Annotated in this window: 14 protein-coding genes and 1 pseudogene; 1 reads left to right on the forward strand and 14 read right to left on the reverse strand. The window is 69.5% G+C overall.

Annotation, left to right across the window (positions count from 1 at the left end):
* Window positions 1-8 precede the first annotated feature (8 nt).
* The 9 genes from FPV16_RS19460 to FPV16_RS19500 form a co-directional block, all read right to left on the reverse strand.
* The gene (locus FPV16_RS19460) at window positions 9-1,025 is read right to left on the reverse strand and encodes a nickel/cobalt transporter (protein ID WP_227440018.1); all 1,017 of its coding nucleotides are present in this window, start codon (window positions 1,023-1,025) and stop codon (window positions 9-11) included.
* Complete coding sequence (locus FPV16_RS19465; RefSeq protein ID WP_227440019.1) at window positions 1,016-1,735, reverse strand: DUF1007 family protein; 720 nt, start codon at window positions 1,733-1,735, stop codon at window positions 1,016-1,018. The genes FPV16_RS19460 and FPV16_RS19465 overlap by 10 nt, the downstream gene beginning before the upstream one ends.
* 123 nt (window positions 1,736-1,858) lie before the next feature.
* Window positions 1,859-3,538 carry a methyl-accepting chemotaxis protein gene (locus FPV16_RS19470; protein ID WP_227440020.1) on the reverse strand — a complete coding sequence of 560 codons (1,680 nt, stop codon included), beginning with the start codon at window positions 3,536-3,538 and terminating at the stop codon, window positions 1,859-1,861.
* Window positions 3,539-3,710: 172 nt separating this feature from the next.
* Window positions 3,711-4,070, reverse strand: coding sequence for a hypothetical protein (locus FPV16_RS19475; RefSeq protein WP_227440021.1), 360 nt, complete (start codon window positions 4,068-4,070; stop codon window positions 3,711-3,713).
* 302 nt (window positions 4,071-4,372) lie between these two features.
* Entirely contained in the window at window positions 4,373-4,804 is a 432-nt protein-coding gene (locus FPV16_RS19480; protein WP_413629323.1) for a cytochrome c-type biogenesis protein, read from the reverse strand.
* A gap of 35 nt (window positions 4,805-4,839) precedes the next feature.
* On the reverse strand, window positions 4,840-6,849 hold the full coding sequence (locus FPV16_RS19485; RefSeq protein ID WP_227440023.1) for a heme lyase CcmF/NrfE family subunit: 2,010 nt from the start codon (window positions 6,847-6,849) through the stop codon (window positions 4,840-4,842).
* A gap of 31 nt (window positions 6,850-6,880) precedes the next feature.
* Window positions 6,881-7,405, reverse strand: coding sequence for a cytochrome c maturation protein CcmE (ccmE, locus tag FPV16_RS19490; RefSeq protein WP_227440024.1), 525 nt, complete (start codon window positions 7,403-7,405; stop codon window positions 6,881-6,883).
* 185 nt (window positions 7,406-7,590) lie between these two features.
* On the reverse strand, window positions 7,591-9,111 hold the full coding sequence (gene ccmI, locus FPV16_RS19495; protein ID WP_227440025.1) for a c-type cytochrome biogenesis protein CcmI: 1,521 nt from the start codon (window positions 9,109-9,111) through the stop codon (window positions 7,591-7,593).
* Between the two features lie 164 nt (window positions 9,112-9,275).
* The gene (locus tag FPV16_RS19500; protein WP_227440026.1) at window positions 9,276-10,691 is read right to left on the reverse strand and encodes a sensor histidine kinase; all 1,416 of its coding nucleotides are present in this window, start codon (window positions 10,689-10,691) and stop codon (window positions 9,276-9,278) included.
* Window positions 10,692-10,784: 93 nt separating this feature from the next.
* On the opposite strand from FPV16_RS19500, the gene FPV16_RS26455 reads away from it, so the two are divergent.
* A complete protein-coding gene (locus FPV16_RS26455) occupies window positions 10,785-11,012 on the forward strand; it encodes a type II toxin-antitoxin system VapB family antitoxin (protein ID WP_227440027.1) in 228 nt (75 codons plus the stop codon).
* A gap of 36 nt (window positions 11,013-11,048) precedes the next feature.
* Here the strand turns inward: FPV16_RS26455 and FPV16_RS19510 are convergent.
* The 5 genes and pseudogenes from FPV16_RS19510 to FPV16_RS19530 all read right to left on the reverse strand — a co-directional run.
* Window positions 11,049-11,522, reverse strand: a pseudogene (locus FPV16_RS19510) (RES family NAD+ phosphorylase); the annotation flags it as partial.
* Window positions 11,519-11,971: an antitoxin Xre/MbcA/ParS toxin-binding domain-containing protein gene (locus FPV16_RS19515; protein ID WP_227440028.1), complete on the reverse strand. Its 453-nt coding sequence runs from the start codon at window positions 11,969-11,971 to the stop codon at window positions 11,519-11,521. The gene FPV16_RS19515 and the pseudogene FPV16_RS19510, both read right to left, overlap by 4 nt.
* A gap of 76 nt (window positions 11,972-12,047) precedes the next feature.
* The gene (locus tag FPV16_RS19520) at window positions 12,048-12,725 is read right to left on the reverse strand and encodes a response regulator transcription factor (protein ID WP_027171532.1); all 678 of its coding nucleotides are present in this window, start codon (window positions 12,723-12,725) and stop codon (window positions 12,048-12,050) included.
* A 68-nt stretch (window positions 12,726-12,793) separates the two neighbouring features.
* Window positions 12,794-13,168: a PepSY domain-containing protein gene (locus tag FPV16_RS19525; RefSeq protein ID WP_227440029.1), complete on the reverse strand. Its 375-nt coding sequence runs from the start codon at window positions 13,166-13,168 to the stop codon at window positions 12,794-12,796.
* Window positions 13,169-13,311: 143 nt separating this feature from the next.
* Window positions 13,312-13,521 (reverse strand): hypothetical protein (locus FPV16_RS19530; RefSeq protein WP_413629322.1); only part of this gene is annotated, 210 nt, incomplete at its 5' end.

The raw sequence follows: 13,521 nt of genomic DNA on the forward strand, positions 1-13,521 counted from the left end.
GGAAAATCTCAGCCGCCCACGCCCACGGCGAGCCCCGTCAGCATGGCGATGCCCAGCACCAGGACGAAGGCCCCGGCCAGAAGTTCGAGCCCGCCCACCGCGATGGCACCGGCCGAGCCCCGGCCGCCCGCGAGGCGCAGGGCCAGGGCCTTGGCGAAGACCGCGAGACTGGCGAGCACTCCCGTCGTGAGGGCCGTGCCCAGAGCCATGGCGAAGGTCGCCGCGATGCCCGCGGCGAGGATGCCCTGCGAGGCGGAGAAGACGAGGATGAGGATCGCGCCGGCACAGGGGCGCGAGCCGGCTGCGAGCACCACGCCCGCTCGCTCGCGCCAGGAATCGAGACGGCCGATGGCGGTGGCGTCGGTGAGGTGGACATGGCCGCAACCGGGAGCGCAGGCGGCCGAGGAACCGCCATGAACGAGGGTGGCCAACCGGCCGGCCTTCCGCCACGTCACCGTGAGACCGAGGATGGCGACGAGGGCGAAGCTCGCCGTCTCGATCACCGTGCCGGCCCGCGCCATGCCGGCGGCGGTGGCGTTGAGGACGAGGTTGCCGATGACGACGATGGTGATGGCGACGAGGGCCTGCAGCAAAGCGGCGGCGGCGCTGAGCGAGAAGCCGCGCGCCAGCGCCCGCTCTCCGGCCACGATGTAACCGGCGATCACCGCCTTGCCATGGCCCGGTCCGGCCGCGTGGAACACGCCGTAGCTGAAACCGATGAGGACCATCGGTCCCCAGCTCCCGCCCTGCTTGATCGCGGCGACGGTGGCCTGCAGGCTGCGCGAGAAGCTCGATTGCATGGCGAGCAGCCAGCCGCCGATCCCGGTGGCCGACGGAGCTGCCTCGCGAAAGCCGATGCCGAAGGGCGAGCGCGGCGGCAGGGCAGCCACGGTGGAGCCGAAGAGCAGCGACAGGGCCGCGAGGACCAGGGCGATGACGGCGATGGCCGTCAGCGCCAGCGCGATCTGCCACACGAGCCGGCCACGGCTGTGGCCGGTCGCGGCGACGGCTGCGCCTACGGACATGCGACGATGATCCGGTTGGCGAACTGGGCGCCGTAATTCGACGCGCTGGTGAGGGCTTCGAAGAACGCTTCCGACAGGCCCGGCTTTGCGTCGGCGGTCTTGGCGCCGGCGGCCTTGATGTCGGCAGTCTTGGCCTCCGCCGGTTTGGGCCGGGTGATCGTGGCCGCGCAACCGGCGGGAGATCCGACGAGGCGAGCCGTGTCCGCATCCTCGGAGAGGCTGAACGAGACGAAGTAGGTCGGATCGGCAACCTCCAAGGCCGCGACCGCGCGTCCCTGCGCCACCGGAGCCTTCAACGGAAGGAGGAAACTGAGGATCAGCTTGTCGCCGTCGAGCCGCATGCGCGGCTCGACCGGGTCGGCGAAGACCTGCTCCTTGCCGCCGATCTTGAGCTTGGTGAAATAGGCGAATTCCGCGAGGCCGGCGGTGTTGTCGGTGGCGAGTCCGGCGAGTTCGTCGGGGGAGACCGTCCCGTCGCCGTTCGCGTCGAGGCCTTGTATCGCCGAGGCCGAGTAGCTGGCATCGAAGGTCCAGGCATGGCGGATGCCGGTGACCTTGCCGCCCTCGCCGTAATCGATCTCCGCCTTCGACGTCACCCAGACATGGGGATGGGCCGAGGCCGGCGCGGCAAAGCCGAGGCCGAGGGCGAGCGCCGCCGCCCAGGGGCGGCTGAAAGAACGGGAACGGGGGTGAGCGATCGGCGAAGCCATGCTGGACGCTCGCGATTCAAGGTAAAGAAAATCTAAACGCGCGGTGCGGAGCCGACAGGTGAGGGCCCTGCCGGGCCGAACTCCTCCGATCTCAGTGGGGCGAAAGCGAGGCGTGGCTCTCGGTCAGGCGGCCCTGACGCTGGCGAGGAAGCCGGCGATCCGCTCGTCGAGAGCAAGACTCGCCGCCGCCACGCGCCCCGCGACGATCCTCACCGATTCGGCGGCCTGGGCGCTGGAGGCGGCCGCCTCCTCGACGGTGGCGATGCCGCCGGACACGGCGTCCGCGCTGGCTTCGGCATCGGCGACACTGTCGGTGACGCGCGTGCCCGCGAGCCGCTGAGCCTCGAGGGCGAGGGCCACGGCCGCATCCGCGCCCGCCATCTGATCCATCGTTCCGCCGATGGCCTCCACCGCCCGCAGGGTGTCCTGTGCGGCGCCCCTCATGGCCTCGATCTGTCCCTTGATCGCCTCGGTGGCGCCGGCCGTCTGGGCGGCGAGCGCCTTCACCTCACCGGCCACCACCGCGAAGCCGCGCCCGGCTTCGCCCGCCCGCGCCGCCTCGATCGTGGCATTGAGGGCGAGGAGATTCGTCTGCGCGGCGACGGTGGCGATGGTCTCGACCACCGTGCCGATCTCGCGTCCCGCCTCGGTGAGCAACGCGGCGGCGCGGCGCGTCGCGGTGACCTCCCGGTGCGCCAGGGCGCCCAAACCGTCGCGGATGCGCGACTGCCGGTCGATCGCCTCGCTGCTGCCGGCCACGTCCGCACTGGCCGCCGCCGCCCTGCGCACCTGCTGCCCCGCACCGGCTGCGCCCTGCGAAACGATGGTGGTCTGGTCCCGCGTCAGCCGCACGGCGTCCGGCACCGCCTCCGCCGCACCCGCCATGGCTCGCGCGGCGCTCGACAGGTCCTGCGCCACCAGTTGAGCCTCCTGCTCGAAAGCCTGGGCGGCCGTCTCCAGGCGGGCCGCCCGTTCGGCTTCCACGGCGGAACGGGCGAGGGCTCTTGCATCCCCCTCGACCTTCTCGACGATGACCGTCCGCAGCACGGCAATGGAGCGGGCCATGGCGCCGATCTCGTCGCGGCGTTCCGTCAGGGGGATGGTCCGCGCCAGATCCATGGCCGCGAGGGCGTCGATGGCCGATCCCAGCCGGGCCAGCGGCTGGCGGATCTCCTTGCGCACCAGCCAGAGGGCGAGGCCGAGACTGGAGAGGATCACCACCACGGAGGCCGCGAGACTGATCATGCGGCTGCGCTCGATATCCGCCGTGGCGTCCGCGCGCTCGTCGGCGAGATGCGCCAGGGTGTCCTTGCCGATGCGCGTAATCGCGGAGACCATCCTGGCGCGGCTCGCCACGGTCGCCTCGTCGGTGCCCTGGATGAGCGCGGCCTTCGGGGAGATGGTGAGGCCGAGATCGGCCGTATCGGTCTGATAGGCCAGGAACTCCTTCAGCATCAGATCGAGCTTGAGGCGGTCCGTATCGGAGACATGCCCGGTGATCCGGCCCAGCAACACGTCTTTCAGTTGGGCGACCTCGGCGAGGGCGGCCTTCAGGGCGCCGAACTTGGCCTTGGCGTCCTCGGTATCGTCCGCCGTGTAGACCGTCGTCGCCGCGACCACGGTCCGTTCGATCGCGAGGGCGAGGCCCTGGGCCGACAGGGCGCGTTCCCAGACCGAATCCATCTCGGCCGCCCGCGCCTGCTGAAGCAGCACCATCCGATCGTTGAACAGGGACAGGGCGCAGGCACCGAGCGCCAGAAGCCCCATCACAGCCGCGAGTTTGTTGCCGAGGGAGAGGCGCATGGACTCGTTCCGTCATCGAGGGCTTCCCCGAAGCTGATGACGTCACGAACCTTGCCGGGAGTTTAAATCGAGGCGGCTAACGAGTTGGAATACCTCACAAAAATGGGTGAGGCCGCCCGTGTCGGGGCGGCCTCCGGTGTCGATGCCTGGCGAGGATGCTGAACAGCGTGGCTCAGTAGGCCGTGGAATCGGCCGAGGCGACATCGACCCGGTCGCCGCTGCGCGAGAAGGCGATGGTGGTCTCGCGTCCGTCGGAGCCGAGGGTGCCGGGCACCGAGAGATGCACCGTCTGCTCGGAGTTGAGGATCGTCACGAGACGGATCACCTGCGGCTGGTCGTGGCCGGAATTGACGCTGGCGAGGGTGGCGACGACGCGGTAGCGGCCGTTCTCGATGGTGTAATAGGCCGAGCCGCGATAGGCGCCGAGATCGACGCTCTGGGCGCTCGCGGGAGAAAGCTCGGTCGCCATGGAGGCCGTGGCGGAGGCGACGGTCAGTGCTACGGCGAGGAGGGCTTTGGATGAGTTGCGCATGATGAGGAACCTGTGCGGTTACTGTCCGCCGGGAGTGCCCGTTCGGAGAGCCGGTTGCACCGGGAGACCGACATATGCGCAATTCATGCTGCGTTGCGAAGAGTGTAATGTTGCAACGCGTCAATGCTCAAAATGCATAACTCGGCAAATAGTAGCTTATGGCATGCTTGCGGCGCACGGCTTAACGGCTCGCAGGACCAAAGCTCCCTCTCCCGAGACCGAACGGGTCCCTCAGTCGGGTTCGGATAACATCCGGGACAGGGGTCGATAGGGCACGCATGCTGCGGTGCAGCATGCGTGCCCTATCGGTCGCGCCGGGTCAGTGCGGCGATCTCGGCTTCTTCCGCCGGGCTCAGCTTGGTCTCGTGATCCGCACGCCGGCGCGACAGCCGCCAGAGCCCGAAGATTCCGAGGCCGAGGGCCATGAGGGGCGTCAGCCAGAGCAGCAGCGTGTGGAGGGCGAGGACCGGGCGCAGCAGGACGTATTCCCCGTAGCGGCCGACCACGTAATCCTGAACCTGCCGGTCGTCGTCCCCCGCCTTCAGGCGCTCGCGCACGATCAGCCGGAGATCGCGCGCGAGGGGCGCATCGGAATCGTCGATGGACTGGTTCTGGCAGACGAGGCAGCGCAGGCCGGAGGAGATGTCGCGCGCCCGCGCTTCGAGCTTGGCGTCCGGCAGGACCTCGTCCGGCTGGACGGCCAGGACGGTCCCCGACGAGCCGGCGAGGAGCATCAGGGCGACGACCACACGAGGGAGGCGAGCCGCACTCATTCGGCGGGCGCCATGGTGCCGGGGAGCGCCTTGGCCTTCTCCTTCGCCCGCGCGGGCGCGCCCACCCGCATCCTGCGGTCGGTGAGGGACACCGCCCCGCCCAGCGCCATGACGACGGAGCCGAGCCAGATCAGCAGCACCAGGGGCTTGTAGTAGAGCCGCAGGCCGATCGCCCCGCCGGGGACCATCTCGCCGAGGCTGGCATAGACCTGACTGACGCCGATGGTGAGCAGACCGGATTCCGTGACGTTCATCTTGCGGCTCGGATAGAACCGCTTGCCCGTCTCCACGGTGCCGATGAAATCGCCGGCCGTGTTGCGGATGGTGAGGAAGGCCGTCGTCTCCTCGTAATTCTCCCCCGTGCGCGGGCCGACTCGGTCGAGGGTCGCCACGTAGGGGCCGGAGGTGAGGGATTCGCCCGGCTTCACCGTGCCCAGGGCTTCCGTGGCCCAGCCCTGGGCGGCGATGCCGAGGACCACGATTCCGACGCCCGCATGGGCCAGCGCCGTGCCCCAGGCCGAACGCGGCAGGCCGAGGGCCCGGCGCATCACGGCACCGACTGTCCGCGCCCGGCTGTTGCCGTAGCCGCGGGCCCGCGACACGATCTCCATGGCCGAGCCGACGACGAGATAGGCGCCGAGGCCGATGCCGATGGGCGCCATCATCGGGCCGCCCCAGGTCCAGGCGAGAACCGCGAGGCCCACGGCGAGGGCGACGCCCATGGCGGCGAACAGGCGCTGGGAGGCCGCGTGCACGTCGCCGCGCTTCCAGGCCAGGGTCTGGCCGAAGGGGACGATGAGAAGGAGCGGGATCGCCAAGGGAATGAAGGTGTAGTTGAAGAAGGGCGGTCCCACCGAGATCTTCTCGGAGGTCAGGGATTCGAGGAGCAGCGGGTAGAGCGTGCCGACGAAGACCGTGGCGCAGGCGGCGGCGAGGAACAGGTTGTTCATCACCAGGGCGCCCTCCCGCGAGATCGGCGCGAACAGGCCGCCCTGCCGCAGCATCGGCGCGCGCCAGGCGAAGAGGCTGAGCGAGCCGCCGATGAACAGGATCAGGATGGCGAGGATGAAGACGCCGCGCGTCGGGTCGGTGGCGAAGGAATGCACCGAGGTGAGGACGCCCGAGCGGACGATGAAGGTGCCGAGCAGCGACAGCGAGAAGGTGAGGATGGCCAGCAGCACCGTCCAAACCTTGAGCGCGTCGCGCTTCTCCATGACCACGGTGGAATGGAGCAGCGCCGTGCCCGCGAGCCACGGCATCAGCGAGGCGTTCTCGACGGGATCCCAGAACCACCAACCGCCCCAGCCGAGCTCGTAATAGGCCCAGTACGAGCCCATCGCGATGCCCAGCGTCAGGAAGCTCCAGGCGATCAGCGTCCAGGGGCGCACGGCGCGCGCCCAGACCGCATCGATGCGGCCGTCGATGAGCGCCGCGATGGCGAAGGCGAAGGTGATCGAGAAGCCGACATAGCCGACGTAGAGGAGGGGCGGATGGATCGCGAGGCCGAAATCCTGCAGCAGCGGATTGAGGTCGTTGCCCTCCACCGGGGCCGGGCTCACCCGCATGAACGGGTTCGAGGTCGTGATGATGAACAGCACGAAGACGAAGGTGATGAGGCCCTGGACCGCCAGGGTGTTGGCCCGCAGGACCGGCGGGACCGAGTTGCGCGCCACGGCGACCAGGGCGCCGAACAGGGCCAGGATGAGGACCCAGAGCAGCATCGAGCCCTCATGGTTCCCCCACACGCCCGAGAGCTTGTAGAGGAAGGGTTTGGCCGTATGCGAGTTCTCGATCACGTTCTGGACCGAGAAGTCCGAGGTGGCGTGGGCGTAGGTGAGGGCACCGAACGAGAACAGAATGCAGGCGAAGGTGCCGAGCGCGGCCGGCGTCGCCACGGCGCGCAGGGCCGCGTCGCCCGAGCGGGCGGCCCAGACCGGCATCACCGCCTGGACGAGGGAAAGTGCCAGCGCCAGCGCCAGCGCGAAATGTCCGACCTCGATCAGCACGTCGGATTGTCCTTCCTCACGGTCACACCGGTCATCGTTCGCTGCGCCGTCCGAGATTCGGCTCGCCGTCGGCGGTCTTCACGCCCTCGGCGGCGCCTTTCCCGGCGGAGGCTCCCTTGGAGCCGCCCTCCTGCCACCGTCCCTGCGCCTTGAGCGCATCGGCGACCTCGCGGGGCATGTAGGATTCGTCGTGCTTGGCCAGCACGGTGTCGGCGCGGAAGATGCCGCCCGGTTCGAGCCGCCCCTCGGCGACGATGCCCTGGCCTTCGCGGAACAGGTCCGGCAGCAGGCCGCGATACTGAACCTGGACCGTGGCGTTGGTATCGGTCACGGCAAAATCGATGTTCTGGTCCGGGCCGCGCTGCAGCGAGCCTTCCTTGACCAGCCCGCCGAGGCGGAAGCGGGTGCCCGGTGCCACGCCCTGCGCCGTCACTTCGGTCGGGGACCGGAAGAACACGATCGACCCGCTCATGGCGGATAGGATCAGGCCGAGCGCCAGGGCGAGCACGGCACCGCAGGCGGCGATCAGGATCAGGCGGCGGCTCTTGCGAGTCACGAGTTTCGTCCCGTTTCTGTTCCTGCGCCGCTGGAATGGGCGCTTTGGGGGCCCGGAATGGCGGATCCGGCTGTCCTGTCGTCTCTTAGGTTCTGGCGTATCTTGGGTTTCGGCCCCATGGCAGCCCGGGTCAAGGGCCGTGGCCGGGGCGGATTGTCAGGGGCCGTCCTGCGACGCGGCCCGCCTCACGGCTTGTCGTTGCCGCCGCGCAGGCCGAGTTCCTGGGCGAGGATGTCGAGCTTCTCCATGGCGCGGGCGTCCGGGCTGAGGGCCATGCGGCCGCGGTCGAGGGCATGGCTCGCCTGCTGGCGCTCGCCCAATACGCTGTACGAACGCACGAGGCGCAGCCAATCATCCACCGTGCCGCCCTTCGAGGCGAGGCGCCGGTCGAGGCCGGCGACCATGCCGCGGATGGCCGCGTCCCGCTCGGGCGCCGGCATCGCCTTCACGGCGGCGACGGCGGCATCCGTCCCGGCGCGCTCGGCCGCATCCGCGGCGGTCACAGCCGGTGCGGGCGCCGAGGCAAGGCCGAACTCGCGGGCGAGTTCGTCGAGCTTGGCCCCGGCCTCCGCATCGGTTCCGATCGCATTCCGGGCCCGGTCGAGGGTCGTCTTCATTGTCTCGCGATCGCCGAGTACGCCGTAGGACCGGACGAGCCGCACCCATTCGTCGGCGGTGCCGCCCTTCTCGGACAGGCGACGGTCGAGACCCTCCACCATGCCGCGGATTGCGGCGTCGCGATTGGCAGCCGGCATCGCCTGCAGCGCGGCCGCGGCGCCGGCCTCGGGCGGCTTGGCCTGGGAGGCTTCCACACCGGGCTTGGCCGTCGCGGCCGGCGCCTCGCCTTGCAGGCGGGTCAGGGTCTCGCGCACCAGGGGCAGCCAGGGCGCATCGGCCGGAGCATTCTCCGTCAGAGCGGTCAGCCGCCGGATCGCGCCGGGGATGTCGCCTTCGAGTTCGGCGGCGCGCGCGAGGTAGAAGCGCGGCTTGGCGGCGCCGGCATCGAGGCTCGCCGCGCGCTCGAAGATCTCCTTGGCGCGGGGCGTCACGGTTCCGTTGGCACCGGCGACCAGGGCCTCGCCCCAATCGGAGAGGCGCTGCGGCGACTCGCCGAGTACGCGGGTCGCGGCCTCGTAGGCATGGGCCGCGTCGTCGAAGCGCCCGAGCCGGACATAGACCGGCGCGAGGACCGACCAGCCGCGACCGTCGCTCGGGTCGCTGGCGAGCCGCGCCTCGATCTGGCCGATGGCCTTGAGCATGTCCTGTCCGCCGGACTGCACCGCCTGCCGGTCGGAGGCCGTCTGGGACGGCATGTGCGGTGAACCGTAGAGCCCGTAGGCGATGAGCGCCACGAGGGGGATCGTCGAGAGCGCGAAGGCCGAGGCCGCCCGACGCTGGCGCAGGGCCGGCTCGGCGATCCCGTCGGAGACGGCTTCGGGGTTCTCGCGGCTGGCGCGAAGCAGGCGGCGGGCCGCCTCGGTGCGGGCGGCCTCGGCCTCTCCGGGGGCGATCAGCCCCCGCGTCAGGTCGCGCTCGATCTCGCGGAGCTGATCCTCGTAGAAACCGGTCTCGGTGGCGAGCGCCCCGGCCGGCGGCTGGGGAACGGCATCCGCCCGCCGTGCCCTGGACCACAATGACATCGGCCAGAGCAGGGCGAGCACGGTGCCCCCCGTCATCACCGCCAGTATGAACCAGATCGCCGTCATCTCACCCCGAACTCATGCCACACCATGTAAGCGCCGGACGCGCCCGAGCGCAGGGACCGGTCCGGCGACACGGTGTCACGCGAACCTGTGCCGTTTCAGACGGGCGGGCCTCGGCGGCATCCCCGCCTGAAACACCATTCGGGACGTTTCGCATAGCCCGGCGCTCATCCCGCGCTGGCATTCGGCGCGTCTCCGGGCACCTCGATGATGGCCCGGACGCCGCCGAGAGCCGCTTCCTCCAAGCGGAAGCGGCCGCGATAGAGGGTGGCCAGATCGGCGACGATGGAGAGGCCGAGGCCTGAGCCCGGCTTGGTCTCGTCGAGCCTCCGGCCGCGGCCGAGCACCGCCGCACGGTCTTCCGGCTGCAGGCCCGGCCCGTCATCCTCAATGGACACGAGAAGGTGGGGATAATGGTGCTCGCTCACCGTCTCGGCCCGGATCGAGACGCGGCTGCGCGCCCATTTCGAGGCGTTGTCGACGAGGTTGCCGATCATCTCCTCGAAATCCTGGCGCTCGCCGCGAAAGCGCAGGCCCGGCGGGACATGGACCTCGTAGGCGATGTCCTTGTCGCGGTAGATCTTGCCGAAGGTGCGCACCAGGCCCGCGAGGGCCGGCTCCACCTCGGTGGAGGTGCCGAGGGTGCCGGCCAAAGCCGCCGCCCGCGCCCGGTCGAGGTGATAGTTCACCTGGTCGCGCATCACCGCCGCCTGCTCGCGGATCTTGAAGGCGAGGTCTTCCTGGGCGTCGCTGGCGCCGACTTCGTTGACGATGATCGACAGCGGCGTCTTCAGGGCGTGGGCGAGGTTGCCCACCTGCGTGCGTGCCCGCTCCAGGATCTCGCGGTTGGTCTCGATCAGCAGGTTCACCTCGCCGGCGAGTGGCGCGATGTCGCGCGGATACTCGCCGCCGATGCGGTCGGCCTCGCCCCGGCGGATCGCGCCGAGCGCCGTGCGGAGCTTGGCCAGGGGCGCCAGACCGAAGCGGATCTGCAGCAGGGTCGTCAGCGCCAGGAACAGGCCGAGCAGGCCGAACGTCACCATCAGCGAGAAACGGAAGCGGCCGACATCGTTCTCGATCTCGTCGGCCGGGCCGGCGACGCGCACGGTGTAGCGTCCCTCCTCGCCGAGATCGACGTCGCGCTCGATGATGCGCAGGGGCCGGTCGTCCTGGGCCTTGCCGTAGCCCTGGCGGATCTGGCCGATCCCGGCATTGTTGTCCGGGGTGCCCGCCGGCTTCAGGGGCACGCCCACGAGGGAGCGCGAGGTGCGCAGGTCGCGCGGGCGCGCATCCGGCCGCCCTACCTGCCAGTACCAGCCCGAGAGCGGCAGGTCGAAGCGCGGGTCGCTCAGGTTGAAGGAGCGGCTCTCGGGATCGTTGGGCGAGACGAGATCGGTGGCGAGGTTGTTGGCGTAGACGAGGAGCCGGCTGTCGAAGGAGCGCTCGGTGTTCTCGCGGTAGAGCGTGGTGAGGATCCAGGCCGCGATCAACAGGATCGCCGAACTCGCGATCAGGGCGGAGCCCGCCAGGCGCACGGCGATGGAGCGCCGCCGGAACGGCAGCCAGGAGGGGAAGGCGGTCACACGCGTCTCGTCGTCATGATGGTGAAGGCGGTCTCGCTCTGGTTGAAAGACGTGTCGTTTCGTCTGTACCATCATCCGAATGGAGATGCGGCGATGGCCTTCGACATCGATGATCCCGAGACCGAACTGCTGGTGAGATCCCTGGCGGAGCGCTGGCGCGTTTCGCCGGAGGAGGCGATCAGGCGTGCGCTCGCCAACGAGTTGCAAGAGACGTCACGGCAAGAGACGTCACCGCAAGAGACGTCACGGATCCCGGTTCGGCCCCTCGCCGACAGGGGCGAGGGCGTCGAGCGGTCGGGCGGCCTGGACCGGCGGGGATGAGTCCGTCGGTGCCGGTGCGGGGTTGCCCGCCCCCTGAAACAGGCGGTCGTCCCACCAGCACGGCTGATGAAGCCCCACCGTGATCCTGCCGAAATCCGGATGGTCCGGGTTGATGAGGATATTGGTGCTGACGCGCGCCACGACGCTCGGAACGAACAGAAGCAGCGACCGGCGAGAGCGATGCCATGCCTCGCCGAACGTCCGGGACGCGATGCAATCGGGATGATCCCATCCCGGCACCGCAGGGTAAGACAGCACCTCGTAGGAAAGACCGGCCGACAGAAGGATCTCGACGTAGTGCTGGTTGGGCGGAAGTCGTCCACTGCCATGGACGAGCTTTTCGAGCATGGATGTGGAGTAGTCGGCCGACGCGTAGATCATCGGGCTTGCCGGCGTGTTCCAGCGGCCGGGGAAGAGACGTGATCCCGTCGGATCGAAGATTGCGTACTCGCCGTCGGGGTCTCCGATTCGATAGGCCTTCTGCGCCTGCGCGAGCGTCTGACCGCTCACGCGGCGGAGCCATACTTGAGTTGGCCGAGGACGGCCTCCACGCGCGGTCCGCCGAACTCGGATTCCAGTGCGACCTCGAGGGGCGGCCGGTTCTCGAGGAGGGGATGAGGGCGGTGAAGGAAGTCCCGGGCGGCGTCATCCGATTTCCAGACATCGCGGGCCATGGCCCAGACCTTTGCAAGGCGCACCACCTTCGCGCTTTCGTGCGGGGTCAGCCTCGCCTTCGCCTCGGTGCGGCGCCGGTTGAGCGTGGCCCGCGCCACGAAGTTGAAGGCGAATGTCCGATCGTCGGGAGCGACGGCGGAAGCGAGCCGGTCGACGGAGGTCACCGGCAATCCCGCCGTGACCTGCGCGATGACATTCGCGTCCGTGCTTTCGCCGGACCTCGGCCCTTCGAAACCGAGAACGTCGGCTAAGGCTAAGCCGTTAGCCATGTCGTAGCTCGCCATGTCGTGCTCTCGTCTCATCTGAGCCAATTATGAGGCTCAGATGAGACGGGAGCAAGGGGTGTTGCAACCCTGGTCCCTACACCCGCGGCGCGGGCTGGTTCGGGTCGACGAGGTAGCCCAGACCGCGCACGGTCTGGATCAGGTCCACCGCGAGTTTCTTGCGCAGACGCCCGACGAAGACTTCGATCGTGTTGGAATCCCTGTCGAAATCCTGGTCGTAGAGATGCTCCGTCAGCTCGGCGCGTGAGACCACGCGGCCGGTATGGTGCATCAGGTAGGCGAGCAGGCGGTATTCGTGGCTCGTCAGCTTGATCGGGTTGCCGTCCACGTAGACGCGGCCCGAGCGGGTATCGAGCACGACGGGCCCGCAGGAGATCTGGCTGGTGGCGTGGCCGGTGGCGCGGCGCAGAAGCGCGCGCACGCGGGCCATCAGCTCCTCCATGTGGAAGGGCTTGGTCACGTAATCGTCGGCTCCGGCATCGAACCCGTCGACCTTGTCCGACCAGCGGTCGCGGGCGGTGAGGATGATGACCGGCGTCTTGATGCCGGCCCGGCGCCATTTCTGCAGCACGGTGACGCCGTCCGCCTTCGGCAGGCCCATGTCGAGGATGATCGCGTCGTAGGGTTCGCTCTCGCCGAGATAGGCGCCCTCTTCACCGTCGAAGGCCTTGTCGGCGACGTAACCGGCCTCCTCGAGCGCGTTCACCACTTGCCGGTTGATGTCCCGGTCATCCTCGACGACGAGCAGACGCACTGCGATTCACTCCCAAGATGAGGTGGCGCTGAGGCCCCCGTCGCGGAGAACGATAGGCGCCCCCACCTTTATTTGCCGATAACCCGCCCGGTGGTGGCATCCACCAACACGTGGACGAACTGTCCGTCCCGGCGCAAGGCCGTGAGAAGATAGGCGAGGCCGTCCTCGTACCGGCAGAGCCGGGCGCGCTGGATCTCGGCCCGGGAGATCACCGTCCGCGCGGCGCGGATCGCGGCCACCGGCTCGATCACCCGCTTGTCCGCCACCGCCTCGCGCAGGTCCGCCGGGCTGAGACAGCTCTCGCTCGGCGGGACCGGGTGCATCGGCGCCGAGACCTCGGCCGTTCCGGGCGTCATCGTCCCCTCCGCCAGCGTGCGAATCGGCCCCGTCGCGAAGGCCGCGACGGTCAGGCCGATGAACAGCAGGGCGAGGAGGATGCGCATGAGGAGAGTCAATGGTCTTCGGGCACTGAATGCGCCCTGAATGCGGGGCCTGTCGGGCCTCGCGTCCGAACGATCGGATCGTGGCGCGCCAGGCGGTGAGCGGGCAAGCCGGTGGCGCGCCTTCCGGTTCCCGGATTGCGGCGTCACGAGGGGCCGGCGCGCTGCGCCACGAGGCGCTGCAGGGCGAGGCCGAGGCGGTGCTGGCGGTCGACATGGTCGAGGGCCGCCCGGCACAGGTCGGTCATCGAGCGTTCGAAGCGGGTCTCGGCGGCCCGGAGCCGGCCTGACGCGGCGCGCAGACGCGAGGAGAGCGGGAAGAGGCGGGGCATCGGGGCGGTCTCCGAGAGAGGGGG

It is taken from the genome of Methylobacterium sp. W2, from assembly GCF_020662345.1.
In the GTDB taxonomy this organism is placed as follows: domain Bacteria; phylum Pseudomonadota; class Alphaproteobacteria; order Rhizobiales; family Beijerinckiaceae; genus Methylobacterium.

Bases quoted from the DNA above. Each gene is read 5' to 3' on its own strand.
- FPV16_RS19460 (WP_227440018.1), bottom strand. From the start codon at position 1,025: ATGTCCGTAGGCGCAGCCGTCGCCGCGACCGGCCACAGCCGTGGCCGG.
- FPV16_RS19465 (WP_227440019.1), bottom strand. From the start codon at position 1,735: ATGGCTTCGCCGATCGCTCACCCCCGTTCCCGTTCTTTCAGCCGCCCC.
- FPV16_RS19470 (WP_227440020.1), bottom strand. From the start codon at position 3,538: ATGCGCCTCTCCCTCGGCAACAAACTCGCGGCTGTGATGGGGCTTCTG.
- FPV16_RS19475 (WP_227440021.1), bottom strand. From the start codon at position 4,070: ATGCGCAACTCATCCAAAGCCCTCCTCGCCGTAGCACTGACCGTCGCC.
- FPV16_RS19480 (WP_413629323.1), bottom strand. From the start codon at position 4,804: ATGCTCCTCGCCGGCTCGTCGGGGACCGTCCTGGCCGTCCAGCCGGAC.
- ccmI (WP_227440025.1), bottom strand. From the start codon at position 9,111: ATGACGGCGATCTGGTTCATACTGGCGGTGATGACGGGGGGCACCGTG.
- FPV16_RS26455 (WP_227440027.1), top strand. From the start codon at position 10,785: ATGGCCTTCGACATCGATGATCCCGAGACCGAACTGCTGGTGAGATCC.
- FPV16_RS19515 (WP_227440028.1), bottom strand. From the start codon at position 11,971: ATGGCGAGCTACGACATGGCTAACGGCTTAGCCTTAGCCGACGTTCTC.
- FPV16_RS19525 (WP_227440029.1), bottom strand. From the start codon at position 13,168: ATGCGCATCCTCCTCGCCCTGCTGTTCATCGGCCTGACCGTCGCGGCC.